We start from the raw sequence: 24,293 nt of genomic DNA, 5'->3' as shown, positions 1-24,293 counted from the left end.
GCGTCAGAGCTGGCCCACACCGGACCCGGGAGGCGGCGGAGGCGGAGGCGGCGGCGGGGGCTCGACCGGGGTCACCAGGGCCGGCGGGGTCGCCGTCACGCCGGTGCCGGGCCGACTTGGCAATATGCCGGCGGCCGGCGGCGCCCCCGGAGGGACGCCCGAGGAGACCGGTGCCGACGGGCCGGACGGAGCCGTCCTCAGGGCCGCGTCGATGATCGCCCGCGCCTCGCCCTCGTAGCGACGTGCGCCCCGGATCGGACAATCCGGCCCGCCGACGAACACGCCCTGGTTGGCCCGCGACAGGGTCCGGCTGCCGGTCCGGTTCGCGATGGTGATCTGGCCACCCCGGCCGGGCCCCTGGGCCGGACCGCGCAGGGCGACGAAGAGGGCGTTCGCCGGATCGGTGCAGCCCGAGACGTCATGCCCCAGGGCCCGCGCCGCGGCGACGGCGTCCAGCCCCACCACGCCCTCGAGGAAGGTGCCGCGGATGCCGATCGTCGCCGCCGGCGTGTCGATCCGTGCCACCGTCCCCTGCCGCGTCACCCGGCCCGAGACGAAGCGGAACGCGCCGCGCGCGAGGTCCGCCGCGACATCGCCGGTCCCGCGGTCCGGATCGTAGACGAAACGGTCGATGACGAGGGAGGCATTCTCGCCGACCGTGAAGGTCGAGCGGTCGAGGAGCAGAACCTGGAGGGTGCTCGCCGCGCGCGTCTCGACGAGGTCCGACAGCGAGATGCCGAGACCGGGAGTCGCGGGCCTTCGCTGCGGGGCCGCCGCGGGGGTCAGGAACACCTCCCCCCGGACCGCGCTCGATGTGCCGACCTGTTGCGCCTGAGCCTGCGGGGTGAGCGCCAGGACGCTTGCCGAAGCGAAAAGCGCGAGTGCGAAGCGGTGCTTATCGGTCATCGCGGCCCTCTCAGAACTCGAAATTTCGAAGGAGCGTCACCTCGAGCGAGGTGTTCCGCCCGTCCCGCGCGTCGAAATCGGACCGCCGGTGCTCGTGCCTCAGTCCCACCTGGACGGACAGCCCCTCCAGACCCGCGAAGGTGAAGGGCCGGGCGTAGCCGACGAAGTAATCCCGGATGCTCTCGTCACCGCCGCCCTCGTAATCCCGCTCGATGGCGATCGCGCGGCCGAAGAGAAGCCCGCCGTCATCGAAGGCGTAGCTCGCATCGAGCGTCAACTCGGGCGCCGTGTAGGAGAGCGCATCGCCTCCTGCGTCGAACTCCTCCATCGCGATTGCGGCTCCGAGGAGAACCCCCGGCATCGGGCGGGACCGCAATCCGATCTCCGCGCGGCGGGCATCGCCCTCGCCGCGGATGTCGCTGTCCCGCTGCCGCCGGGTTTCCCGCTCGAGATCGAAGGTCAGGCCCGTCGTCTTCGTCAGCGCGTAGCGCAGGGCAAGCCCGCCGCCCGCGGCGTCGAGGCGTCCGCCATCGTCGGTCCGCTCGGAGGAGGCGGTGAGGTAGGGAATGAGCGTCAGGTCCGCGTAGGGCAGCTCAAAGCCGAACGTCAGGGCGCCGCCCAGCCCGTCCAGCTCCTCCGCCTCGTCGTGGACCGCGCCGCGCAGACGCAGATCGCCGAAAACGAGGCCGCCGCCCAAGCCTGCGATCTCCTGTTCGAGCCGCAGGTCGAGCCCGGCGACGGCAGCGGTCTCGTCCTCTGCGTCCAGCGTGCCCAGTCCCGGGTCGCTCTCGGCGCGGATCCCGGCGAAGACGGTACCGCGCCCGCGAAAGGCCTTGGATCGCGCCACGGCGCTTTGCCGCAAGTCGCTGGCATAGGCTGCATCGCTCGGCCCCAGACGATCCTCCAGAAGCCGCAATTCCCGCTCCGCCCCTTCGTAATCGCCGAGGTCATAGAGCGTCCGGGCGTAGAGGAGCCGGGCATCGTCCGCCTCGGGCCGCGCGAGAAGGATCCGCTCGAGGGGCGCGAGGGCGGCCTGGACCTCGCCGGCCGCGATGGAGGCGCGGGCCGCGTCGAGATCACCGGCGCCCTGCGCGAAGGCCGGTGCGCCAGTCAGACTGAGAAGGAGGGCGGTCGCTAGGGGACGCATGACACTCCGGGCGATTCGATCCTGATACGGGTTGCAGAGTAGCGCCGTTTGCCGTTGCGTAACCTTACGTCTTGCGAGAGTGGCGCGGAATGGACAGCGTGTGACCTTGATACCACGAACCGGCCGGCGTTTACGTCCGATGACCCGCGCGGCAGGGGCGGTGGGAACCGTTGTCGCACTGATCCTCGTCCTCGCCCTGCCGGGCCAGGGGGAGCGGGCGATGACCCTTCTGGTGGACGGCTGGCAGCGGTCCGCCCCGCGGCAATCCCTCGATCCGCCCATCGCCATCGTGGATATTGATGAGGCCGCGCTCGCCCGGCTCGGCCAATGGCCCTGGCCGCGCGGGGATCTCGCACGGATGGTGGAGCGGCTGACGGAAGCCGGCGCCGCTGCCATCGCCTTCGACATCGTCTTCGCCGAGCCCGACCGCCTGTCCGTCACCACGGCGGCGGCAGCGATCCGGCGTGCGGGCGGCACGGCGCAGTTGCCACCGGGCGCAGCAGACGGGGACGAGAGCCTTGCCCGCGCCTTCGCCGCCGGTCCCGTCGTCGCCGGTCTCATTCTCACCCCCGAGGGCCGCGCGTCGCCGCCGGCGCCGAAAGCCGGGATCGCGGTTCGCGGGCCGGATCCCGCCCCGTACCTGCCAAGTCTCGGCGGAGCGGTGTCGAACCTGCCCAGCCTCGACGCGGCGGCGGCAGGTCTCGGCAGCTTCAGCCTGCTTCCCGAGCCGGACGGCGTGGTGCGGCGCGTCCCGCTTCTCTTCGCGACGGAAGCGGGTCTGATCCCCGGCCTGTCAGCGGAGGCGCTGCGGGTGGCGCAGGGCGCGGGAGCGCTGCAATTGCGCGTCGCGGATGAGGGCGGCCGGCCCGGCCTCGAGGCGATGCGGATCGGCGGGATCGACACCCCGGTCGGCCCGGACGGGCGGCTCTGGCTGCACTGGTCCGGCCTGCCGGACGTGCCCCGCCTCTCCGCCGCCGAGGTCATCCTGGACGATGCCGGGGGATGGGCAGACCGGATCTCCGGGCGGGTGGTCTTCGTCGGCACGTCCGCCGCGGGCCTCCGGGATCTCGTGGCAACGCCGCTCGGCGGCCTGGTTCCGGGGGTCGAGGCCCATGCGGAGGCGCTGGACCAGATGCTGTCCGGCGCGGCACTCGTACGCCCGGGCTGGGCACCGGGCGCGGAATTCGCCGCCGCGCTCCTCCTTGGCCTGTCGCTCTCTGTCCTCATGCCGCTCCTCGGGGCGGGCGGCGCGGCGGCGCTTGCGTCGGCTCTCATCGCCGGCGTGCTGGGCCTTGCCTGGGCCGCCCTGCCCCGCGGACTGGTCCTCGATCCCGGGCCCGCAATCCTCGCGCTCCTGACGACATTCCTGTGCGGGGCGACGACCCTCGCCCTCCTCACCGAGCGGGAGCGGCGCGGCGTGCGCCGGACCTTCTCGCTCTACCTTGCGCCGGCGGTGGTGGACCGGCTCGCGGACGACCCCTCCGCCGCCCGGCTGGAGGGAGAGGCCACCGAGATCACGATTCTCTTCTGCGATCTTCGCGGCTTTTCCGGCCTGTCCGAGGGAATGGACCCGACGGAGCTGACGGCGCTTCTCAACGGTTTCCTGACCCCCATGACCGAGATCCTGCTGGCGCATGGCGCGACCATCGACAAGTTCATCGGCGATGCGATCATGGCCTTCTGGAACGCCCCCCTGCCCGTCGAGGCGCATCGCGTGCGGGCGCTGGAAGCGGCCAGCGCGATGGGCCAGGCCCTGAGAACACTGAACACGGGCAGCGCCCGCCCGCCGCTCGCCATCGGCATCGGCCTCAACACCGGGACCTGCTGCGTCGGCAATCTGGGCTCCGCCCAGCGCTTCGCCTATTCGGCCATCGGCGATCCGGTCAATGTCGCCTCCCGCATCGAGGCCCTGACCCGGTACTACGGCGTCGAGACCCTCGCCTCGGCGGAGACGGTCCGGGGCAGTCTCATGGCCACGCTGGAGGTCGACCGCGTCCGGGTGAAGGGACGGGATGCGCCGGTGGAGCTTCATGCCCTGCTCGGCGACCGTGCCTTGGCGGAAAGCCCCGACTTCGCGCGACTCGCGGAGGCGCAGGCGCGGTGGCTGGCGGCCTGGCGGGCCTGGGACGCCGCATCGGCGCGGACGTCGCTCGCCGAACTGACGCGCCTTCCGCCGGGCCTCTTCGCGCTCCAGTCCGACCGCACCTTGCGGCTCGAGACGGAAGCGCGGCCCGAAGGCTGGAGCGGGCTCTACGATCCGGGGGAGAAATCTCCCACCTGACCCACCGCGCCGACCTGCCCCGCCGCCGCGGCGAACGTCCCCGGCCGGATCTGCCGCGCGTCCTCGACGATCGCATCGAGGCCGTCGTCGCTCCGCCCGGGTGCGTGATGCCAGAGCCCGACCTGCCCCGCCCCTTGCGTCAGATCGAGGGCGGTGCGCCAGTCGCCGTGCCCCCAGCCGCGGCGGGACGCGGCCTCTCCCGGGGTCCAGGTGGCATCGATGAGGGCGAGGTCCGCGCCTTCGGCGAGACTGCGCAGGCCGGCGTCGCCCTCGCCCTCGTCCGGCTCGTGGTCCGTGAGATAGGCAAGGGATCGCCCCTCCCACACGACGCGATATCCGCTGGCGCCGCCCGGATGCGACAGCGGGGCGGCGCCGAGCGTCGGTCCGTCCGGCACCAGATCGGGCATCGCGGTGACCGTGAAGCCGGGACAGAGCGTCTGCGGCGCGACGGGATAGAAGGGCGGCGAAATGAGGCAGCGGAGCGCGCGCTCCAGTGCCGCCGGGCTCGATGCGGCGGACGCCACGCGCAGTTCGGCCCCCGGCGGCGCGGCGGACAGAAGGAGCGGCAGGCCGATCAGGTGATCGAGATGAAGATGCGACAGAAGGACGGTGATCCGACGCCGCCCGGCAAGCGCCGGACCCGCGGCCGCGGCCCCCGATCCCGCATCGAGGACGAGGATCGCTTCGGGATCGCCCCAGGTGAGCGTCGCGCAACTCGTCGCTCCGCCATGCCGCGCCACGCCCCCACCTTCCTCGGCAGCGGTCCCGCGGGCACCGTGAACGGAGAGGGTCAGGCCGGGCACCGCTCGGAACCTCCCGTCTCGTCGCAATCCGGCTCAGGCGTGGCATGGGCGGGGCAGAACGGGGAAAACCGAGACACTCCAGATCTCCTTGGCAGAGATGGGCAGATGCTGGCCGTACACCCTTCTATGCCATGTCCCGCGCGCGAGAGCCACTTTCTTCCTGCGCACGTTGTTCCTGCGGGCGCCGGACGACTTCCGCTCCACGCCTCCAACATGCGGACATCGGACGGACGCGGGCGCAAGACGCCGGGTCGCGACCTGCCTTACGCCCGATCCCGGGCGGGCCATCCCGTCAGAGCATGATCGGCAGGGAGGATGCAGGCGCCATGCCCTCGCTGATCGCCTTCGACAGAACGCGCCGGGAGCTGTCGACATGCTCCTTCATCCGCGTCCGCGCGATTTCCGGCTCGCCGCCGCTGATCGCCTCCAGCACCGCCTCATGCCCGACGAAACCGGGGTCGTAGAATTCGGGCAAGCTCGCTTCGAGGAAATAGAACCGTTCGAACTCGCGGATGATCTGCACCGTGCTGCGGTGCAAGCGGCGGTTCCCGGCTCCGAGCGCGATCGTCTCGTGAAAGGCGTTGTTGATCAGGATCATCCTGGCCACGCGCTGCGATCCCTCGCTGTCGTTCTCGGCGTCGATCCGGATCAGCTCTTCGAGTTCCTCCAGTCGATCCGGCCCGGCATGGCGCGCGGCGAGGGCCGCGGCCTCGCCCTCGATCAGTGCCCGGAACCCGAACAGGTCCCGGATCTCCGCGATCTGCACGGGGGCCACGATGTAGCCGCGCCGGGGAATGGCGCGCACGAAATCCTCTGTCTGCAGCCGGACCAGCGCCTCGCGCACCGGCGTCTTGCTCATCTGCAGCTCACGCGCGAGATCGGCCTCGGTGAAGGGCGTCGTGGCGGCAAAGTCGCCGGTCATGATACGGGTGCGGATCTGATCGTAGGCGCGATCCGTCAGGGTCCGGTAGCCCGCCGGCTCCTCCCCGATCCGCTCGCGCCAGCGGAAGACCCGGTCCGGATGTCGTGGTCCCATCTGTCCGATCTCATGTTCTGAACGTGCAGTACGGCCGGAAAAACAGCTTCCCGCGCTCTCCTCCAACCCGATGCCGAGGCTAGCACCCGGGGCAGCACCCTTGCAATATACTCCGTGATATATTACAGCGCATCTTCAAATGACATCACCACCATTCGAGAGGTCGACCCGCGGCATGCGCCCGGGATCGGGTCACTGACACATGACGACTTACCTGCTGAGACGGTTTGCACTGGGCCTTTGCGTGCTCATCGTGTCGATGCTGCTGCTCTTCGTGCTGATCTATGCCGTGCCCGGGGATCCAGCGAGCATCGCCCTAGGACCTCGCGCGAGCGAGGCGCAAAAGGCGTTCTTCCGGGAGCAGATGGGCCTCGACCAGCCCCTCGCCATGCAGGCGGCGAGCTTCTTGTGGAATCTCCTTCACGGCGACTTCGGAACGGACATCCTCAGCCAGCGTCCGGTGGCGGATCTGGTCTTCGCGGCCCTGCCCCGCACCGTCACGCTCGCGGTCGTCGGCGTGATCTGGGCCGCGGCCATCGGGACGCCCCTCGGGATCTGGGCGGCGCTCCGGCCCAACACCTTCATCGACTGGTTGATCGGCGTCATATCCACCAGCGTCGTGGCGCTCCCCGCGTTTCTCATGGCGATCTACGCCCTGATCCTCTTCGCGGTCATGCTGAACTGGTTTCCGGCCATCGGCGCAGGCGAGCCGGGGGACCTGCTCGACCAGCTCCACCACCTTGCCCTGCCGGCCTTTGCCATCGGCGTCGCCTGGGTCGGATACATCGCGCGGCTCGTGCGGGTGTCCATGCTCGAGACGCTGGCGCAGCCGCATGTGAGGACCTACCGCTCCTTCGGCGTTTCGGATCTGCGCATCGCGCTGCGTTACGTCCTGCCCATCGCGGTCGTTCCGGTCATCTCCGTTCTCGGCGTCGGCATCGGAAACCTGCTCTCGGGCGCGGTTCTGGTGGAGGTCGTCTTCTCCCGGCCGGGCCTCGGCTCGCTCGCCTACGACGCCGTGCTCAGCCGGAATTTCCCGGTCCTTCTCGGCGCGGTGGTCGTGACGACGGGGCTCTATGTCCTGGCGAATTTCCTGGCCGACGCCCTGATCGCCTATCTCGATCCGCGCCTCGCGGAGAAGGGCTGACCCATGACCGACCAGACCGCAGCCGCGCCGAGGGCACTCAAGGCCGAGCGCTATGCCACGCTCCGCCGCCTGCTCGGCACACCGACGGGCGCGATCGCGTCCCTCGTCGTCGCCGCCTTCGTGATCGCCGCGCTGGCGGCGCCCTGGGTCGCACCCTACGATCCGAACGCGATCGATCCGATCAACCGGATGCAGGGGCCGAGCGCCGCGCACTGGCTGGGCACCGATCAGCTCGGACGGGACCTGCTCTCCCGCATCGTCTTCGGCACGCGCACCGCGCTTTACATCGCCCTGACCGGGACCGGCGCGGCGCTCGGTGTGGGCATGGCGATGGGGATGATCGCGGGTCTGGGCGGCAAGATCCTCGACAGCGCGCTCGTCCTGCTCAACGATTCCATCAAGTCCCTGCCGCTCGTCCTGTTCGCCCTCGCCCTTGTCACGATCTACGGCGCCTCGGTCCCCGCACTCATCGTGATCATCGCGATCTCCATGGCGCCCGGCTACTTCCGCGTCGTGCGCAACCAGGTGCTGGTGCTGAACAACGCCGATTTCATCGTCGCGGCGCAATCGATGGGCGCCTCCCGCATCCGCCTCGCCGCGACCCACATGCTGCCGAACCTGATCGGCCCGATCCTCGTCCTGATCGCGATGGATATTCCCGCCGTCATCGGCATCGAATCCGGTCTCAGCTTTCTCGGCCAGGGCATACAGCCACCGCAATCGAGCTGGGGAAACATGCTTTCCGAAGGTTACACCTATGTCCGGCAGGCGCCGCATATCGCCATCGCCGCCGGCCTGCCGATCGTTCTGTCCACCATCGCCTTCACCTTTCTCGGCGAGACCCTGAGAGACGCGCTCGATCCGCGCCGGGCGGTGCGGACATGAGCGCCCCCGTCCTGGCCCTCGATGACGTCTCCATCCGCTATCCCGGCGCCCCGGCGGCCGCGGTTCGGAATGTCAGCTTCGAGATCGGCACAGGCGAGACCCTCGGGATCGTCGGCGAGAGCGGCTCCGGCAAGTCGACCCTCGCCGCGGCGATGATGGGTCTCCTGCCGAGCGGATCGACCGTGACGGGCGGCCTCCGCTTCGAGGGGCGCGACCTGTTCGGGCAAATGACCGAGCGGGAATTGCGCCAGCTCCGCGGCCGGGACATCGCCACCATCGCGCAGGATCCCTTCACCGCGCTCAACCCGGTGATGAAGATCGGGCGGCAGCTCGATATCTTCCAGCACTGGTATCACGACCGCCCGCGCGCCGAACGCAAGGCCCGCATCCTGAAGATGCTGGAGCAGGTCCGCCTCTCGGACCCGGGCGTGCGGATGCAGCAATATCCGCATCAGCTTTCGGGCGGCATCCTGCAGCGGGTCTCCATCGCCGCGGCGCTTCTGGCCGAACCGAAGCTCTTGATCGCGGACGAGCCGACGACGGCGCTCGACGCCACGACCGAGGCGCAGATCCTCGGGATCATGGCGGAGGCGAAGGAAACGCTGCGCGGAGCGACGGTCTTCATCACCCACGACATGAGCGTGGTGGAGCGGCTCTGCGACCGGATCGCCGTCCTCTATGCGGGTGAGCTGGTCGAGACCGGGACCGTGGCCGAGGTGCTGAAGGATCCCCGGCATCCTTACACGAAAGCGCTTCTGGAATGCGATCCGGCCCGGATCGAGGAGCCCACCTCCGAACTGCCGACCATCGGCGGCACCGTGCCCGCCCTCGATGACAGGCCGGCGGGCTGCATCTTCGAGCCGCGCTGCCCGTCCGCCGTCGCGCACTGCCGCGCCGAAGCGCCGAAGCGCCACGACCTCGGCCCCCGGCAAAGCGCCGCCTGCCATCTGGTGACCCCATGACCCGACCCATCCTCGAGGCGCAGAACCTGCGCGTCCGCTACCCCTCCGGCACCCTGACCGACCGGCTCCTCGGCCGCGGCCCCCGCCATGTCACCGTTCTGCCGGACGTTTCGCTGTCGGTGGAGGCCGGCCAGACGCTCGGCCTGATCGGCGAAAGCGGCAGCGGCAAGACCACCCTCGGCCGCGCTGCGATCGGGCTCGCTCCGATCTCGGGTGGGTCCATCCGGGTGGGTGATGCGACGGCGACGTCGGAGGATGCGCCCGAATGGGCCGGGATCCGGCGGCGCACCTCGATGATGTTCCAGGACGCGGTCGCCTCCCTCGATCCGCGGATGACCCTCGGCACGTCCGTCACGGAGCCCTTGGCAATCGCCGGTGGATTTAGCGGAAACCGCAGGGACAAGGCCGCCGAACTCCTGGGTCTCGTCGGTCTCTCGCCCGACTTCGCCGACCGCTACCCGCACCAGATCTCCGGCGGACAGGCCAGGCGCGTCACCGTGGCCCGCGCCCTCGCGCTGGAGCCGGACCTCGTGATCGCGGACGAACCGACCGCGGGGCTCGACTTGTCCGTGCAGGGGGAACTTCTGAATCTCCTCGGCGAGCTCCAGAGCCGTCTCGGGGTCAGCTTCCTTTTCATCACCCACAACCTGTCCGTGGCGCGGCACGTCACGAACCGGATCGCGATCATGTATCTCGGCCGGATCGTGGAGGAGGCCCCGACCGAGACCATCTTCAGCGCGCCAGAGCATCCCTATACCCGCGCCCTGATCGGCGCTCGCGAGGCGACCGGCGGTGGCGGTCTCATCGAGGGGGACGTGCCCAGCCTGACACGGCGACCGGAGGGCTGCGAGTTCCGCACCCGCTGCCCGCTCGCCACCGACCTCTGCGCCGCGAAAGCGCCGGCGCTGCGCGAAATCGCCCCCGGACACACCGCCAGTTGCCACTATGCCGGGCAGCCGGCGGGCGTTTCCCACCCAGAACCAGCAGCCAACAGGATATCCCCATGACCGAGTTCAGACTGACCCGCAGGCAGGCCCTGCAACGTGCCGGCGGCGGCGGCGTTGCCCTTGCCCTCGGCTCTCTCGCCGGCACCGGCGCCGTCTTCGCGCAGGAGAACAGGACCCTGCGCATCCGCAACGACCGCGACATCGAGCGGCTCGACCCCGCCAGCCGCGGCGGCTGGTATGACGAGACGGTGATGTTCGCGATCTTCTCCGGCCTCGTGCGCTACGCGCCGGGCGACGACTGGACCTGGGAGTTGGACGCGGCGTCCTCCATCGACGACAGCGATCCGCTGCATATCGGCTTCGAGCTGCGCCCCGGCATCATGTTCTCCGGCGATCACGGCGAGATGACCGCCGAGGATGTGAAGTTCTCCTACGAGCGCTTCGCCGATCCCGAGGTCAACGCCGTCTATGCCTCCGACTGGGCCGCCCTCGACCATGTCGAGGTGACCGGAACCTATACCGGGATCATCCACCTCAAGGAGGCGTTCGCGCCGCTCTTTACCTCCACCCTTCCCCACGCCTCCGGCCTGATCCTGAGCAAGGCCGCGATGGACGCGTCCGGGACCAAGAGTTTCGCGACCGAGGTTCCCGCCTGTTCCGGCCCCTACATGCTGGACGAATGGCGGCCGCGTGAGGTCATCCGGCTCGTCCGCAACCCCGGCTGGGCCGGTCCCGAGCCGTATTACGACCGGATCGAGATCCTCCCCATCGGCGACGTGACCTCAGCCGAAACGGCCTTCGCCGCGGGCGACATCGACTGCACGCAGATCGCCGTGAACTCGATCCCCTCCTATGAGGGCGGCCGCTCCGATCTCGTCGTCAAGCCGGCGCTCGGCTATGCGTGGCTCGGGATGAACGTGGAGAACCCGAAGCTCTCCGATCTGACCGTCCGACGCGCCATCCAGCACGCGGTGGACGTGAAGCAGATCGTCGATGCGACCTTCGGCGGCGCGGTGGATCAGGCCCACGGGCTCGTGCCGCCGCCGCTTCCGGGCGCGCGGGAGGAGGTGCTCTACGGCTACGATCCCGAGCGCGCGCAGGAGCTTCTGGCGGAGGCGGGCGTCACTGACCTCTCGCTCTCGCTGACATTCGGCACCAGCCCGGACCTTCTGATCGTGGCGCAGGTGCTCCAGGTCCAACTGGCCGCCGTCGGGATCGACCTGACGATCCGCCAGATGGACAGCAACACCATGGTCGCCGAGGCGCAGCATCCGACGGACCACCAGAACATCGAGCTGATCATCGAGCCGTTCACCACGGCGCCGGATCCCTCCTGGGTCACCGAGTGGTTCACCTGCGATCAGATCGGCGACTGGAATTTCCAGCGCACCTGCTCCGAGGAGTGGGATGCACGGAACGACGAAGCGGTGACCATCTCCGATCCGGAGGCGCGGTCGGCGCGCTATGTCGCGCTCCAGGACGAGCTCGAGGAGACCGGCGCCTATGTCTTCCTCTATCACGGGGTGAACGCCTGGGTCTCCAAGCCTTCGGTGAACGCAGCCTACAGCGCCGATGCGCAATGGGCGCTCCTGCGCGACTTCACCGCCGGCTGAGGCACTTCCGCCGCGCCCGGGACGGCTCCGGGCGCGGCACCAGACTTTCGGGACGCCATCCATGCAGAATTTCTCCGTCGCCACGACCAGCGATCGGCCCGCCCCCTATCGCCAGATCGTCATTCCCCTGTCGGACGGCACGGAGCTGACCGCGCGCCTGTGGTTGCCCGAGGCGCCCGCCGCCGACCGGGTGCCGGTCGTCCTGGAATGGATTCCGTACCGCCAGTCCGACGGCACGGCGCTCGCCGACAGCATGATGCACGGCTACTTCGCCGAAAGCGGCATCGCGGCCTGCCGGGTGGACATCCGCGGCTCTGGCAACTCCGAAGGCCTGCTTCACGACGAGTACCTGAAGCAGGAACAGGACGACGCGCTGGAGGTCATCGACTGGTTGTCGCGGCAGGACTGGTGCAACGGCAATGTCGGCATGATCGGAATATCCTGGGGCGGGTTCGCCGGGCTTCAGATCGCCGCGCGGCGGCCCCCTGCGCTCAAGGCCATCGTCACCGCCTGCTCGACCGATGACCGGTACCGCGACGACGTCCACTTCATGGGCGGCGGGCTTCTCATCGACGGCATGCAATGGGGCGCGGGCCTGTTCACCCAGCTGTGCCGCCCGCCCGACCCGGCCCATGCCGGGGAACGCTGGCGCGATCTCTGGATGTCCCGGCTGGACGCGCTGGAGCCGCCGCTGTCGCGCTGGATGGCGCATATGGAGCGGGACGCGTTCTGGCGCCACGGCTCCGTATGCGAGAATTACGGCGACATCGACTGCGCCGTCTATGCCGTGGGCGGCTGGGTCGACGGATACACCGATCCGATCCTGCGCCTGATGAAGAACCTTTCCGGCCCGCGAAAGGCCCTCATCGGGCCCTGGACGCACATGTACCCGACATGGGGCCAGCCGGGCCCGCAGATCGGCTTCCTGCAGGAGTGCATGCGCTGGTGGCGTCACTGGCTTCTGGGCGAGGAGACCGGCATCATGGACGAGCCGATGCTCCGGCTCTGGGTCGGCCGGGATCCCGTTCCCGATGCAAGCGATCCGAAGATCGACGGAGACTGGATCGGGGTCGAACGCTGGCCCGCCGACGCGCCGGTGACGACGCTCCATGCGGACGATCTGCGGCTGAGCGACACGCCGGTGCCGGATCAGCCCGAGATGCTGCTGGACACAGCCTTGACCGTCGGGTCCGCCGGCGGCGAATGGTGCCCGCTCGACGGCGGCGGCAACGGTCCCGAATTCGCCGGCGACGCGGCCATCGACGACGGGCTCTCACTTTGCTTCGACACGCACCGCCTTGGGGCTCCACTGCATCTCGTCGGCAATGCCACGCTCCGCCTCTGCCTCGCCTTCGACGGCCCCCGCGCCCTTCTCGCAGTCCGGCTAAACGAGGTTCGTCCGGACGGCACCATCGCCCGCATCACCTTCGCCCTGCACCGGCTCGAGCGTCCCGACGGCACCGCACCGGGCGAGATGTTCGAGATCGCCCTGCCGATAAAGAGCGTGGCACACGCGTTCGCTCCCGGCAGCCGCCTCCGCCTGTCCCTCTCCACGAGCTACTGGCCGATGGTCTGGCCGGAGGCCGGGGACAACGCGATCCGTATCGCGCCGGGCGCCCTCAGGCTCGACCTGCCGGGGATGCCGCGGGATGCGCGGCACGATCTGCGCCCCTTCGACGAGGCGATCCACGCCATGCCCGTCCCCTCGGCCGATCTCGCCGTCGGCGAGGAGACCCGCGACGTGACCTGGAACCTCGTCACCGGCGAGCAGACGATCGTGTCCGCGAAGTCTCCCTCAACGCGACAGATCGACGGGTTGCGCATCACCACCGAAGGCGGCCACGATTATGCGATCATGCCCGGTGACGGCACCTCGGCCCGCGCCGGTTTCCAGTTCGCCGAAACCTACGAGCGGGAGGAATGGCGCGTCCGCATCGAGACGGACACGCAGGTCTTCTGGCAGGATGGCAAGCTCACCCTCGCCTCCCGCGCCTCCGCCATGGAGGGGGACCGCGAGGTCTATGCCCGCCACTGGACCCACGCATTCGACTACTGAGGGCAAAGGAAATGACCGACTTGACCGAGACGCATCACGTCCCCGCCCGCGAAGCCCGCATGGTCGCCCTGGCCGCCGGGGACATCGTGGACGTCGTGAACACCCATGGCGGACAGGTGGTGGACACCTGGGCCTTCCCGCAGGACGCGCCGGGCGAATACATGTCCATGGAGCACAGCCGCATCCTGCATTACCGGATGACCTTCCGCCCCGGCGATGTCCTGTGCACCGACGCTTGGCGCACCATCCTGACCTTCATGGAGGACACCTCGCCCGGCGTTCACGACACGCTCTGCCCCGCCTGCTGCGCGCCCAGCTACGAGATCTTCTACGGGCACGAGGGCTATCACGACAACTGCGCCGACAACCTCCGCGCCGCCTTCGACCGGATGGGCCGCAACCCCCCGCGCATCCCCACCCCGTGGAACCTCTTCATGGAGACGGTGATCCGGGACAACGACACGCTGGAGGACAATCCCAGCCGCACGGGGCCCGGCCAGTACGTCCGCCTGCGGGCGGAGATGGACTGCCTCTTCGCCGTGTCCGCCTGTCCCCAGGACCTCATCGTCATCAATGGCACGGACGGCGTTCCGCGGGACGTGGAGCTCAGGGTCACGCGGGCTGCGTGACGGCTGTGCGCGTCGCCGAGGATGCGCCGTGCAGGACGACCGGCAGCCATGCGTTGACCGCTCCCCGCCCGAGACCGATGTACGGGAGCAGCACGCGCCAGGACACCATGACCGAAAGGACCGACGCCATGACCCGCTCGACGGCAAACGTCGCCACCGAACATGCAAGCCGCTACCTGCAGCAACTCGCCAAGCACTGGAGCCACCGTTTCGAGGTGGCCTTCGATCCGACCGAGGCACGGATCGACTTCGGCGAAGGGGCGAATGTCCACCTTGCTGCCGCCGCGGACGTGCTGACCGTGAGCATCGAAAAGGACGGGACCCGCGATATCGAGACGCTCGAGACGGTCGTCGCCGATCACCTCAAGCGCTTCGCCTTTCGCGAGGAACTGCAGTTCGACTGGACCCGCTCTACCGGAGATGCACCAAACTGAGCGGGAGCAGCCCGGGACGCGCCGCGCCCGCTGGGGCCAGCGGGGCGTCGGCCTCCTCGCCGTCTGCTCCCGCGACGACCCCGTGCCTAGCCATCTGCGAAGCGCTCTAGGGGCGCTTGGGGGGCTGACATCCGCCCTGCCCCCCCCCCGCTCTTGCTTCAGTAGCCGACCGTGAACCGCGAGCGGACGTGCTTCGGCGTTTCCAGCTCGTCGACCATGGCGATCGCGAAATCCTCGAAGGAAATCTTCGATCCGTCCTCGTTCGACAGAAGAGTATCCGTGCCGAGCCGGAAGGTGCCCGTGCGCTCACCCGGCACGAATTCGGCAGAGGGGGACAGGAAGGTCCATTCCAGATCGTCCGCCCCGCGCAGCGTGTCGAGGAAATCGGACCCGGCCGACGCTTCGGGGCGATAGGCATCCGGGAAGCCCGGTTGGTCGATGACCTTCTCGCCCGGCGCGACCTGAAGGCTGCCGGCGCCGCCCACGACGAGGTACCGCTTGACCCCGGAGGACCGGACCGCGCCGATCAGCGCGTCTCCATCGGTGGTGGAGAATGGCAAGGCGCTGATCACCGCGTCATGGCCCGAGAGAGCGGACACGAAATCGTCCGTTTCCTCGAGGTCCGCCTCCCTGGCGGTCACGCCGGCAAGATCGGCGATGCGAACGGGATGGCGGGCGATGGCGGTCACGGCGTGACCGCGAACGGACAGTTCCCTGAGAAGGCGGGAGCCGGCATTTCCGGATGCTCCGACGAGGGCAATCTTCATGGGTGATCTCCTGATGGCTGATCTTCGGTTGCCGAGAGGTGCAGGACATGGACCTGGTCTCGATCTAAGACCGCAAGCTATCAAGCTCCGAAATGGCCCTGCAAGACGTCATCTCCGCGTGACCAGGTCAGCGCTCGATGCCCCCCCTTGGGCCGGTCCGCGGCCCCTCGGATCGCCCGACGCGTCCGACCCGCCATAAGCTCGATCCTGCCTCCACGCCCCGACGTCCAGCCGGCGCGACCGGACGCGGCGAAGGGGCCGGGTGCGCCCCACATCAGGGCCTGAAGCGCCGAGCCGCCCCTCCTGAGCGGGCTGCGCGGCACCGCGCCGGCTCAGGCCTCCGGCGCCCCGAACGCGGCCGCGACCGCCGACAGCTTTTCGCAGGCCATGTCCGCGATCGCGTTCAGGGTGCTGTCCGAACCCTGGGCCCATTCCCGGAACGACAGCGCGATGGAATGCGCGACGACGCGTGCAAGGAGCTGGCACATGACGCCCTGCTCCTCCCCGAGGCGGCGAACCAGAAGGCTCTGGTACTCGCACGCGACGTTGTCGATCAGCGCGCTGAACACCGGCTGCAACTCGGGCGTATCCTGCAGCACCAGGCCGATATTGTGGACCGTCGAACGCTCGGGCGAGGCATTGCTCAGGGTCTCCCGTATCAGCCGCTTCAGGTCCGGTAGAAGCGGCCCGGCAGAGTTCACGAACCAGTCGTGATTCTGGCTGAAATCGTGGATCTGCGGCCCCGCCAGCGCCTCCTGCTTGTTGCGGTAATGATTGAAGAAGGTCCGCCGGCTGATCCCGGCTTCCTCGGCGATCATGTCGACCGTGAGGCCGGCATAGCCTGACGCGGCCGCGAGGTGCAGCGTGGCTTGCTGGATACGGCGCGCCGTCTTCATGCGTTTGAGATGCGCGACTGGCGCCTTCAACTCGGACATACTACCTCTCAATCCGTCATCGCTCCATACTGCACATCGTGCAAAATATGCGAAGTCCCCCCGTGGGGATCTCCCTCCCCCCGATGACTGCTGAACGGAATACTACGTTTTTCCGACTGAGCCACGCTCTTGCCAGTCTTCTTCGTGGCGACGGCCGCAAATCCGATGCGGCCTCCGAGCGCCCGGCACGTGGAGATGCGGCCGGCTCAGGCTGAACATGATCCCGATGACATCATCCGCGAGCCGGCGGTACGGGATGAAACCGTGCCGAAAAAAGCGCGACACCGGGGCCGGCTCGCCGACGCGCGGCGGAGCGAATGTCCCGGAACGGCCGAGATGCCCGAAGCGGTCGTTCCGCCGCCATTGCGGGTCCGAGCGAACCTGCTCCTCTGCGTGTCACGACGTGTTCGTCGTTGCCGCGACGGGCGGTCTTGAAGGCTCGCCCGATCGAACCGACATCGATGCACAGGCGCGCGTCCCGGCATGAGCGCCAACGGGCAAGCCTTGGGGCGGCGCGATCGACACCCTCGGACCCGTTCCAGAACCATGGCGGGTCAGCCGTTCGACGAAAGGACAGATGATGAAGATTTTCTACAAGACCGAGGCCTCGGCATCCGGCGGCCGCACCGGCACCTCGTCGCTGGAAGACGGCAGCTACTCCGTCCAGATGGCGCGCCCCGGCAGCGGCGATGAGGGAACCAATCCCGAGCAGCTCTTCGCGCTCGGCTACGCCGCCTGTTTCGACAGCGCGATGGAGATGACGGCCAAGCAGCTCGGCCTCGACGCCAGCGCGTCGAAGACCTCGGTCGCGGTCGGGATCGGGCAGCGCAGCGAAGGCGGCTACGCCCTCGATCTCGACATCACGGCGCATCTGCCCGGCATGCCCGAGGATGACGCGCGGAAACTCGTGGAGGCGACACACGAGGTCTGCCCCTATTCCAACGCGACCCGCGGCAACATCGACGTCCGGCTCCACGTGGATACGGCGACCGCGTGATCGACGCTGGCGCCCCGCCTCGTTGCCGGGCGCCCGTGGCCCGCGAACAGCTCGCGTTCCCCTGAGACCAAGAGGGGCGACCGGACCGACATGACCCGGCCGCCTCCCAGCCGCCCCGGACAGCACCGCGGGCCGAGGCCGCCGGACGATGCCTCAGGTCGCGACCTTGCGCTCTTCCTCGTCCAGGTCCTCCGCGATGTCGTCGAAGCTGGCATGGTTCAGGGTGAAGAGCTTTGAGTAGAGCCCCTGCCGCGCCATCAGCGCATCGTGGTCGCCCTCCTCGATTTTCACCCCTTGTTGCAGCACGACGATGCGGTCCGCGTTACGGATCGTGGCGAGCCTGTGCGCGATGACGAGGCCCGTCCGCCCCTCGAGCAACTTCTGCAACGCCTTCTGGATCTGCAGCTCGGTGTAGCTGTCGATATTCGCCGTCGCCTCGTCCAGCACCAGGATCCTCGCATCGGCAGCGAGGGCGCGGGCGAAGCTGAGAAGTTGCCGTTGCCCGAGGCTGAGGTTGGAGCCGCGCTCGTCGAGAAGGGTGTCGTAGCCGAGCGGCATCGCTTCGACGAAGTCGTGCGCGCCGACGGCCTTCGCGGCCTCGGTCACGTCCGTATCGCTGGCCCAGTGCGAGGAATAGCGGATGTTCTCCATGACCGTGCCGGTGAAGAGGTACGGCTCCTGCAGGACCATGGCGATATGCCGACCGAGGCTCTCCTGGGTAACGTCCCTCACGTCGTGCCCGCCCACGCGGACGGACCCGTCCTGCACGTCGTAGAAGCGGTGGATCAGGGAGATCGAGCTGGATTTCCCGGACCCCGTCGGCCCGACCAGCGCGACCCTCTCGCCGCTTGCCACGGAGAAGCTGACGTCCTTGAGGACCGGGTGCGCGGGATCGTAGCCGAATGTGACGCCCCTGAACTCGACCGAGGCGTCATCCTGCGGACCGAGCGCAACGGCATCCGGCGCGTCCTCCACGTCAACCTCGACGTCCAGGACCTCCGTCAGGCGGTGCCCGGACGCCATCGCCCGCTGCATGACCGAGTACTGCATCGTCAGCGAGCGGATCGGGTCGAAGAACCGCTGGATGTAGAATAGGAACGCCACCATGGCGCCGACCTCGATCCGCCCCGAGACGACCATCAGCCCCCCCGCCACCACGACCACCGCCATCGCGATGCCGGTCAGCGTATCGACGATGGGGATCATGACCTGCGCAAGGCGCGAGGCCCGCAGTTGCGAGCGCCAGGTCCGCTCGGTCAGCTCCGCGTAGAGCTCCGCATTCAGCCCTTCGCGGCGCGTCGCCTGGATCGCACGGACACCGTGGATCGCCTCCGACAGCGCCCCGTTCGTGACCGAGTTGGCCTCGTGCGCCGCCATGAAGGCGGACCGCGCCCGCGCCAGCCACAACACCCGCACCACCAGCAGGATCGGCAGGACCATCAGCACCAGAAGCGCGAGCTGCCAGTCCAGCCAGAGCATGACCGCGACGATCCCGATCAGCAGGGCGATATCGCCGACGGACTGGACCGACGTTTCGAGAAACTCCTGCATCGAGTTCACGTCGCCCTGCAGGCGGGACATCAGCCGTCCGACCTCGGTCTGGTCCATGAAGGTCAGCGAGACGTGCTGCAGGTGGCCGAACATCTTGCGGCGGATATCGAACAGGACGTTCTCGGCCACTTGCCCGGTAATGCGTTCCTGCAGGAGCGAGGCGCCGTAATTGACGGCGATGACCAGCGCGAAAAGGGCGACGATGCCGGCCAGAAGCCACCCCGGCGCACCCGGCGCCATGCCGTAGTCGATGGCATAGCGGATCAGAAGGGGGATCAGGAGCTGCGAGAGGGTGAAGACCAGAACGGCGCCGACGGCGATCCGGACGCGCCCCTTGTACGGGGCGACGAACGTCCAGAGGCGGCGGACGACCTTGCCGTCGAACACCCGGCCGAAGATCTCTTCCTCGACCCGGGTGGAGCCCACGACGGCGCGCATCCTCGGGCGGCCGTCGGCATGGGGATCGCGCGGCTCGGCCTGACCATTCGGGCTCATCGGCTCGCCTCCTGTTCCAGAACGTCCGGCTCGGGGTTCATCTGCAGATCGTGGAGCGCCTTGTAGCGCCCTCCGAGGGCGAGGAGCTCGGCATGCGTTCCGTGCTCGACGATACGTCCGTCCTGCATGAAGAGAATCCGGTCGGCATGTTTGAGGCTCGCAAGGCGATGCGCGACGATGAGGGTGACGCACCCCTTGCCATGATCGCGCAGGGCCGCGCGGATGCGGCTCTCGGTGCCGGCATCGATGGCCGCGGTGCTGTCGTCGAAGATCAGGACGGCGGGCTCCGCCATCAGCGTGCGCGCGATGGAGAGGCGCTGGCGCTGCCCCCCCGACAGCGACACGCCCCGCTCCCCCACCACGGTGGAATATTGCTGCGGCAGGCCGAGGACGTAGTCGTGCAGCTGTGCGCTGTCGGCGACGCCGCGGATCCGGCGGTCGTCGGCGAAGGGCGAGGCATAGGCGATGTTGTTCTCGATCGACGTCGTGAAGAGGAAGCTGTCCTGCTGCACGATGGCCACCGCCTGCCGGACGGAGGAGAGGGTCACGTCGCGGATGTCCTGACCGTCGATGGTGATCGCGCCTTCGGTCACGTCATAGAAGCGCGGCAGGAGCTGCATCAGGGAGGTCTTGCCCGCGCCGGGCGCGCCGAGGATCCCGATCGTCTCACCGCGCCTTGCCTCGAACGAGATGCCGGAGACGACCGGCCCTGCGCCCTGCTCCCGGTAGGCGAAGCCCACATTGTCGAGCCGGAGAGTGCCCTCGGTGATCTCGAGGTCCCGCGCGCCGCCCACATCGGCGATCTCGACCGGCGCATCCATCAGCTGGAAGAGGCGGCTGCCGCAGGTCGAGGCGCGGGCATAGCCGTTCACCATCAATCCCAGTTGGCGGACCGGCATCTGCAGGATGGTCATGAAGGTCAGGAACGTCGCCAGCGTGCCGACCGTGATCTCCCCCGCCGCGACCTGCCGTCCGCCGTAGAGCAGGACCAGCCCCATCGCCGCGAAGAAGGCGAGCGTCATGGCCGAGGTGCTGCGGACCCGCACGTCGATCCGCTGGTGGCTGTACTCCAGCGCCTCGCGGGAGGAGGCGTCGAACCTGGCCATCTCGTGATCCTGGGCGGCGAAGGCCCGGACGACGCGGATGCCGGCGAGATTCTCCTCCATCTTCTGGCTGAGGACGCCGAGCTTCTCCTGCAAGATCAGCCAGGTGCGCCTCAGCGTCAGCTGCATGACCGAGCTGCGCCACGCGGCGAAGGGCACGAAGGAGAGCGCCAGGAGGCCGAGGATCGCGTCGGTGCGCAGGAGCATCACGGCGCCTATGCCGATCAGCAGCGTCAGCAGCAGCGTCCGCACCAGCGCGGTCGAGAAATACATCCGCACCCCTTCGAGATCGAGCATCCCGACGGTGATCAGATCGCCCGAATGGGTGCGGTCGTGGAAGGAAAAGGGCAACCGCTGAATCTTGTCGTAGATCGCCTCGCGGAGATCCTTCGCCAGGGCATGTCCGACCGATTCAGCGGCGTAGTTCTGCACCAGCGTGAAGACCCCGCGCAGGATGCTGACGACGAGCAGCGTCAGCGCGATGAGGGTCAGCGCACGCAGATCGGGGTCATCGCTGTCCATCGCGAGCGTCTGGTCCACCGCTCGCCCCAGGATGACCGGGATCGCGAGCTGCATGCACACCGCAGGCAAAGTCGCGGCCATGGCGAGCCCGGCGCGCCACGGGTAGCGGAAGCACATCCGCGTGATGCGGGCGATGGCGCCCAGGCCTGCCTGCCGATCGACGGCGGCCGTTCTGCGGAACTCCATCCGGGTGTCCGCCGCGGCCTCTTGGTGCCGGGTCATGCTGGTCTGTCCTCGCTGCAGGCGATCCTGTCGGCCCGGATGCCGGGGCGCGCTGGCGCGGCCGGGGCGCGTTCGGGGAAGCCGGGATCGCCGGGATCCCCGTCCGGGCACTCCGGGCGTTACTGCCATCTGGCCCCGCCCGGCGCAATCAGGCGCCGGGCCCGTGCAGCGGCGCCCTCCCCGCCGGGCGCCGACGACGAGCGGACGTTCGCTTGGCGGCTAGTGGGCTTCGGCCGCCTCGCGAGAGGGCTGCGTGGCCAGCCAGTCCGAGACCAGCGACAGAACGTCGCCGGAATTGTCGTCCATCATCGGCATGTGGGAATTGCCCCTGATCCCGCGCTCCGGCAGATCGAGATGGGACGCGGTCCCGCCAAGGGCCCGGAGCTTCTCGGAATGCGCGATCGCATCGGACTTGTACGTCGCCCAGGCCGGGTGATCGTCGCAGTAGTCGCCCCAGACGTAGAGATGCGGCACCGCTGCACAGGCCCGAAGCTGCGCCTCGTCCATCTGCGGCGCGCCGGCGGGCTCGAGGAGCACGATGGCTTCGATCCGGTCGGGCAATTGCGCGGCGACGCGCTGCGCGAACCAGCCGCCCTGCGAATGCGCCACGATGACCACCCGGTCGAACCCCGAGACCAGTTCGCTGTAGGCCGCGATGGAAGCGTCGGCATTCGAGGTCCAGCGCGGCACGAACTGCGCGCAGAGCTGATCGAACCGGGCAACGGGGAAGCGCTGGCGCGGGAACGGCCTGCGCGCCGCGGGATCGCTGGAGAAGCCGTCGGCGGTGCCCATGCGGAAGAGGTACCAGGCGTCTTCGGCGGTGCGGAAGAGCGGGGCCGTGTCGTAGATCTGCGGATAGGGCGACCAGGAGGAGCGGCCGCGTTCCACCGCGTCGGAGACGACCACGTCGCGGCCCTCTCGCAGCAGCATCTGCGCCCAGCCGGGCCGGCCGTCCGGCGTGGTTTCCCAGGTGACACCGGTCATCGCCCCGCCATGCCAGAACAGCACGGGCACGTCGCTTCGCGGCCGCTCCAGCATGAAGTGCTGCGCGTAGAGCTGCCCGGTGATGTACTGCCCGTTGAGATCCACGGTCCGCGGCGCGGCATCGGGGGAGACCCGGACCGTCTGCTGCGGCTGCCCGGTCAGCTCGACGGTCTGCCCGCCGACGTGAAAGGACCGGATGTCGCGAAGGCGGATCGCGGTCTCGCTCATGCCAGGGCCTCCGGGCTGTCGGCGGCCGCGATATCATCCGGCCCCAGGGCGATCAGGCGGACGCGGGTCGTGCGATCCGTCGCGTCCCGCAGCAGATCGTGCAGGGCTTGCGCGACATCGCTGCGGACCGCCATGCTGCGCTGTTCCGACCCGCGGTGATGGACGACGCAGAGGACGTCGCAGCCGCCGGGCGCGGTCAGGGCCGCCGTGATGCCGATCTGGACGAGCTCCGCCCGCGCGCCGAGGCCGGCGGTCAGGATGTCCGTGACGCCTTTCGTCAGCGCGGCCCCCTGCTCGGCGACCGTGCCGGAGAGATCCGGCGCGACCGTGATGTGTGCGATGGGCATGTCCTGTCCCCCTTACCTTGCACCGAAGACGAGATCGGGCAGCCACGTGGATGCGGCCGGCACGAACGTGAGGAAGACGAGCAGCACGAGCATCAGCCCGATATACGGAGCCACCCCCCGGATCACCTTGTCGATCCCGGTATCCGCCACCGACTTCAGAACGAAGAGGTTCAGCCCGACGGGCGGCGTGAGCAGGGCGATCTCCATGTTCACCACGAGGATCACGCCGAAGTGGATCGGATCGATGCCGAGTTGCAGCAGCACCGGAACGATGAGCGGCACGAAGATGAGGATGACCGAGATCACCTCCAGGAACATCCCGAGGACGAACATGATGAGGTTCGCGGCGATCAGGAACTGCCATGCGTTCAGGTCCATCCGGTCGATGAAGCCCACCAGCGCCCGCGTGACGCCCGCCCCGGTCAGCCAGTGCGCGAAGGTGAGCGCGGCCAGCACGATGAAGATGATGACGCCGGTCTGCCGCACGCCGTCGGCGAGGATCGGCAGCACGTCCCGCAGCCTGATCTCCCGGTAGAACAGCAGCGACACGACGAGCGCCACCACGGCGGAGAGGCCCGCCGCCTCGGAGATCGTGACGAGGCCCGAATAGATACCGCCGAGGATGATGATGGGCACGAGAAGCGCCGGAAGGGCATTCAGGTTCGCCCGCAGGAATTGTCCCCGGTCGATCGGGTCCTCGACGGGCAGGTCGTGACGCACCGCGTAGTAGCGGACGTAGGTCATCAGAAGGGCGGCCTGCATCAGTCCCGGAATGACGCCGGCCAGGAACAGCCGCGGGACGGATTCGTCGACGATGATGCCGTAGATCAGCATCGCGAGGGACGGCGGGATCAGGATGCCGAGCGTGCCGCCGGCGCCGATGGTGCCCGTCGCGAAGGAGATCGGGTAGCCGCGTTCCTTCATGGCGGGGATCAGCACCGCGCCGATCGCGAGCGCCGTTGCCACGGAAGAGCCGGAAATCGCCGCGAAGAGGGCGGTGGCGAGGATGCAGACGATCCCGAGCGCACCCCGCGTCCGGCCGACCCAGGCGGAGGCCATGTCGATCAGCGCCCGGGCGACGCCGCCGCGCTGCATGAACGTCGCGGCGATGACGAAGAGCGGGATCGCCACGAGCGTATAGGAATTGAGATGGTTGGCGTATTGCTGCCCGAGCGCGACCAGCGGGTCCCCCTCGACGAGCCACACCATGACGGCGAGGCCGGAGAGCACCAGGTAGATCGGAACTCCGATCAGCAGCAGCGCGAAGAACAGGACGAGAGCGGTTGTCAGCAGCAT

At 68.9% G+C, this 24,293-nt stretch carries 21 protein-coding genes; 10 read left to right on the top strand and 11 right to left on the bottom strand.

The features are described 5' to 3' along the window. Window positions 1–3: 3 nt before the first annotated feature. On the bottom strand, window positions 4–906 hold the full coding sequence (locus RM543_RS16755) for a FecR family protein (protein WP_311693727.1): 903 nt from the start codon (window positions 904–906) through the stop codon (window positions 4–6). Window positions 907–916: 10 nt separating this feature from the next. After that, complete coding sequence (locus RM543_RS16750) at window positions 917–2,053, bottom strand: tetratricopeptide repeat protein (protein ID WP_311693725.1); 1,137 nt, start codon at window positions 2,051–2,053, stop codon at window positions 917–919. Window positions 2,054–2,192: 139 nt separating this feature from the next. Here RM543_RS16750 and RM543_RS16745 point away from each other — a divergent pair, with 139 nt between their 5' ends. After that, window positions 2,193–4,334, top strand: a complete 2,142-nt coding sequence (locus RM543_RS16745; RefSeq protein WP_311693723.1) for a CHASE2 domain-containing protein — start codon at window positions 2,193–2,195, stop codon at window positions 4,332–4,334. On the opposite strand, the gene RM543_RS16740 is transcribed toward RM543_RS16745, so the two are convergent. After that, on the bottom strand, window positions 4,304–5,137 hold the full coding sequence (locus RM543_RS16740) for an MBL fold metallo-hydrolase (RefSeq protein WP_311693721.1): 834 nt from the start codon (window positions 5,135–5,137) through the stop codon (window positions 4,304–4,306). The two genes, RM543_RS16745 and RM543_RS16740, sit on opposite strands and share 31 nt — an antisense overlap. A 292-nt stretch (window positions 5,138–5,429) precedes the next feature. Beyond that, entirely contained in the window at window positions 5,430–6,173 is a 744-nt protein-coding gene (locus tag RM543_RS16735; RefSeq protein WP_311693719.1) for a GntR family transcriptional regulator, read from the bottom strand. A 202-nt stretch (window positions 6,174–6,375) separates the two neighbouring features. Here RM543_RS16735 and RM543_RS16730 point away from each other — a divergent pair, with 202 nt between their 5' ends. The 8 genes from RM543_RS16730 (at window position 6,376) to RM543_RS16695 (ending at window position 14,846) form a co-directional block, all read left to right on the top strand. Next, window positions 6,376–7,320 (top strand): ABC transporter permease, encoded by a 945-nt coding sequence (locus RM543_RS16730; RefSeq protein WP_311693717.1) that lies wholly within the window; start codon window positions 6,376–6,378, stop codon window positions 7,318–7,320. A gap of 3 nt (window positions 7,321–7,323) precedes the next feature. Further along, on the top strand, window positions 7,324–8,205 hold the full coding sequence (locus RM543_RS16725) for an ABC transporter permease (protein WP_311693715.1): 882 nt from the start codon (window positions 7,324–7,326) through the stop codon (window positions 8,203–8,205). After that, complete coding sequence (locus RM543_RS16720; protein ID WP_311693713.1) at window positions 8,202–9,167, top strand: ABC transporter ATP-binding protein; 966 nt, start codon at window positions 8,202–8,204, stop codon at window positions 9,165–9,167. The genes RM543_RS16725 and RM543_RS16720 overlap by 4 nt, the downstream gene beginning before the upstream one ends. Continuing rightward, on the top strand, window positions 9,146–10,174 hold the full coding sequence (locus RM543_RS16715) for an oligopeptide/dipeptide ABC transporter ATP-binding protein (protein ID WP_432280477.1): 1,029 nt from the start codon (window positions 9,146–9,148) through the stop codon (window positions 10,172–10,174). The genes RM543_RS16720 and RM543_RS16715 overlap by 22 nt, the downstream gene beginning before the upstream one ends. After that, on the top strand, window positions 10,171–11,727 hold the full coding sequence (locus RM543_RS16710; protein ID WP_311693709.1) for an ABC transporter substrate-binding protein: 1,557 nt from the start codon (window positions 10,171–10,173) through the stop codon (window positions 11,725–11,727). Before RM543_RS16715 ends, RM543_RS16710 begins: the two co-directional genes overlap by 4 nt. A 61-nt stretch (window positions 11,728–11,788) precedes the next feature. Then, window positions 11,789–13,783: a CocE/NonD family hydrolase gene (locus RM543_RS16705; RefSeq protein ID WP_311693707.1), complete on the top strand. Its 1,995-nt coding sequence runs from the start codon at window positions 11,789–11,791 to the stop codon at window positions 13,781–13,783. 11 nt (window positions 13,784–13,794) lie between these two features. Beyond that, window positions 13,795–14,412: a DUF1989 domain-containing protein gene (locus RM543_RS16700; RefSeq protein ID WP_311693705.1), complete on the top strand. Its 618-nt coding sequence runs from the start codon at window positions 13,795–13,797 to the stop codon at window positions 14,410–14,412. Between the two features lie 128 nt (window positions 14,413–14,540). Further along, complete coding sequence (locus RM543_RS16695) at window positions 14,541–14,846, top strand: DUF2218 domain-containing protein (RefSeq protein WP_311693703.1); 306 nt, start codon at window positions 14,541–14,543, stop codon at window positions 14,844–14,846. Between the two features lie 158 nt (window positions 14,847–15,004). On the opposite strand, the gene RM543_RS16690 is transcribed toward RM543_RS16695, so the two are convergent. Together RM543_RS16690 and RM543_RS16685 are read right to left on the bottom strand one after the other, a co-directional pair. Further along, a complete protein-coding gene (locus RM543_RS16690; RefSeq protein ID WP_311693701.1) occupies window positions 15,005–15,613 on the bottom strand; it encodes an NAD(P)-dependent oxidoreductase in 609 nt (202 codons plus the stop codon). A 332-nt stretch (window positions 15,614–15,945) separates the two neighbouring features. Further along, window positions 15,946–16,509, bottom strand: a complete 564-nt coding sequence (locus RM543_RS16685; protein WP_311693699.1) for a TetR/AcrR family transcriptional regulator — start codon at window positions 16,507–16,509, stop codon at window positions 15,946–15,948. A 619-nt stretch (window positions 16,510–17,128) separates the two neighbouring features. On the opposite strand from RM543_RS16685, the gene RM543_RS16680 reads away from it, so the two are divergent. Continuing rightward, window positions 17,129–17,545 (top strand): organic hydroperoxide resistance protein, encoded by a 417-nt coding sequence (locus RM543_RS16680; protein ID WP_311693697.1) that lies wholly within the window; start codon window positions 17,129–17,131, stop codon window positions 17,543–17,545. A gap of 153 nt (window positions 17,546–17,698) precedes the next feature. On the opposite strand, the gene RM543_RS16675 is transcribed toward RM543_RS16680, so the two are convergent. The 5 genes from RM543_RS16675 to RM543_RS16655 form a co-directional block, all read right to left on the bottom strand. Continuing rightward, window positions 17,699–19,591, bottom strand: coding sequence for an ABC transporter ATP-binding protein (locus tag RM543_RS16675; RefSeq protein ID WP_311693695.1), 1,893 nt, complete (start codon window positions 19,589–19,591; stop codon window positions 17,699–17,701). After that, window positions 19,588–21,438 carry an ABC transporter ATP-binding protein gene (locus RM543_RS16670; protein WP_311693693.1) on the bottom strand — a complete coding sequence of 617 codons (1,851 nt, stop codon included), beginning with the start codon at window positions 21,436–21,438 and terminating at the stop codon, window positions 19,588–19,590. The genes RM543_RS16675 and RM543_RS16670 overlap by 4 nt, the downstream gene beginning before the upstream one ends. 219 nt (window positions 21,439–21,657) lie before the next feature. Next, window positions 21,658–22,650, bottom strand: coding sequence for an alpha/beta hydrolase (locus tag RM543_RS16665; protein ID WP_311693691.1), 993 nt, complete (start codon window positions 22,648–22,650; stop codon window positions 21,658–21,660). Next, window positions 22,647–22,997, bottom strand: a complete 351-nt coding sequence (locus tag RM543_RS16660; RefSeq protein WP_311693689.1) for a hypothetical protein — start codon at window positions 22,995–22,997, stop codon at window positions 22,647–22,649. The genes RM543_RS16665 and RM543_RS16660 overlap by 4 nt, the downstream gene beginning before the upstream one ends. A gap of 12 nt (window positions 22,998–23,009) precedes the next feature. Then, a complete protein-coding gene (locus RM543_RS16655; RefSeq protein WP_311693687.1) occupies window positions 23,010–24,293 on the bottom strand; it encodes a TRAP transporter large permease in 1,284 nt (427 codons plus the stop codon).

The organism is Tropicimonas omnivorans, from assembly GCF_031846565.1.
In the GTDB taxonomy this organism is placed as follows: Bacteria; Pseudomonadota; Alphaproteobacteria; order Rhodobacterales; family Rhodobacteraceae; genus Tropicimonas_B; species Tropicimonas_B omnivorans.
The sequence above is the reverse complement of the archived record's forward strand: the minus strand, read 5'-3'. Positions and strand labels throughout refer to the sequence as shown.

Bases quoted from the DNA above. Each gene is read 5' to 3' on its own strand.
- RM543_RS16755 (WP_311693727.1), bottom strand. From the start codon at position 906: ATGACCGATAAGCACCGCTTCGCACTCGCGCTTTTCGCTTCGGCAAGC.
- RM543_RS16750 (WP_311693725.1), bottom strand. From the start codon at position 2,053: ATGCGTCCCCTAGCGACCGCCCTCCTTCTCAGTCTGACTGGCGCACCG.
- RM543_RS16745 (WP_311693723.1), top strand. From the start codon at position 2,193: ATGACCCGCGCGGCAGGGGCGGTGGGAACCGTTGTCGCACTGATCCTC.
- RM543_RS16735 (WP_311693719.1), bottom strand. From the start codon at position 6,173: ATGGGACCACGACATCCGGACCGGGTCTTCCGCTGGCGCGAGCGGATC.
- RM543_RS16730 (WP_311693717.1), top strand. From the start codon at position 6,376: ATGACGACTTACCTGCTGAGACGGTTTGCACTGGGCCTTTGCGTGCTC.
- RM543_RS16725 (WP_311693715.1), top strand. From the start codon at position 7,324: ATGACCGACCAGACCGCAGCCGCGCCGAGGGCACTCAAGGCCGAGCGC.
- RM543_RS16720 (WP_311693713.1), top strand. From the start codon at position 8,202: ATGAGCGCCCCCGTCCTGGCCCTCGATGACGTCTCCATCCGCTATCCC.
- RM543_RS16710 (WP_311693709.1), top strand. From the start codon at position 10,171: ATGACCGAGTTCAGACTGACCCGCAGGCAGGCCCTGCAACGTGCCGGC.
- RM543_RS16705 (WP_311693707.1), top strand. From the start codon at position 11,789: ATGCAGAATTTCTCCGTCGCCACGACCAGCGATCGGCCCGCCCCCTAT.
- RM543_RS16700 (WP_311693705.1), top strand. From the start codon at position 13,795: ATGACCGACTTGACCGAGACGCATCACGTCCCCGCCCGCGAAGCCCGC.
- RM543_RS16695 (WP_311693703.1), top strand. From the start codon at position 14,541: ATGACCCGCTCGACGGCAAACGTCGCCACCGAACATGCAAGCCGCTAC.
- RM543_RS16690 (WP_311693701.1), bottom strand. From the start codon at position 15,613: ATGAAGATTGCCCTCGTCGGAGCATCCGGAAATGCCGGCTCCCGCCTT.
- RM543_RS16685 (WP_311693699.1), bottom strand. From the start codon at position 16,509: ATGAAGACGGCGCGCCGTATCCAGCAAGCCACGCTGCACCTCGCGGCC.
- RM543_RS16680 (WP_311693697.1), top strand. From the start codon at position 17,129: ATGAAGATTTTCTACAAGACCGAGGCCTCGGCATCCGGCGGCCGCACC.
- RM543_RS16675 (WP_311693695.1), bottom strand. From the start codon at position 19,591: ATGAGCCCGAATGGTCAGGCCGAGCCGCGCGATCCCCATGCCGACGGC.
- RM543_RS16670 (WP_311693693.1), bottom strand. From the start codon at position 21,438: ATGACCCGGCACCAAGAGGCCGCGGCGGACACCCGGATGGAGTTCCGC.
- RM543_RS16665 (WP_311693691.1), bottom strand. From the start codon at position 22,650: ATGAGCGAGACCGCGATCCGCCTTCGCGACATCCGGTCCTTTCACGTC.
- RM543_RS16660 (WP_311693689.1), bottom strand. From the start codon at position 22,997: ATGCCCATCGCACACATCACGGTCGCGCCGGATCTCTCCGGCACGGTC.
- RM543_RS16655 (WP_311693687.1), bottom strand. From the start codon at position 24,293: ATGCTGCTGACAACCGCTCTCGTCCTGTTCTTCGCGCTGCTGCTGATC.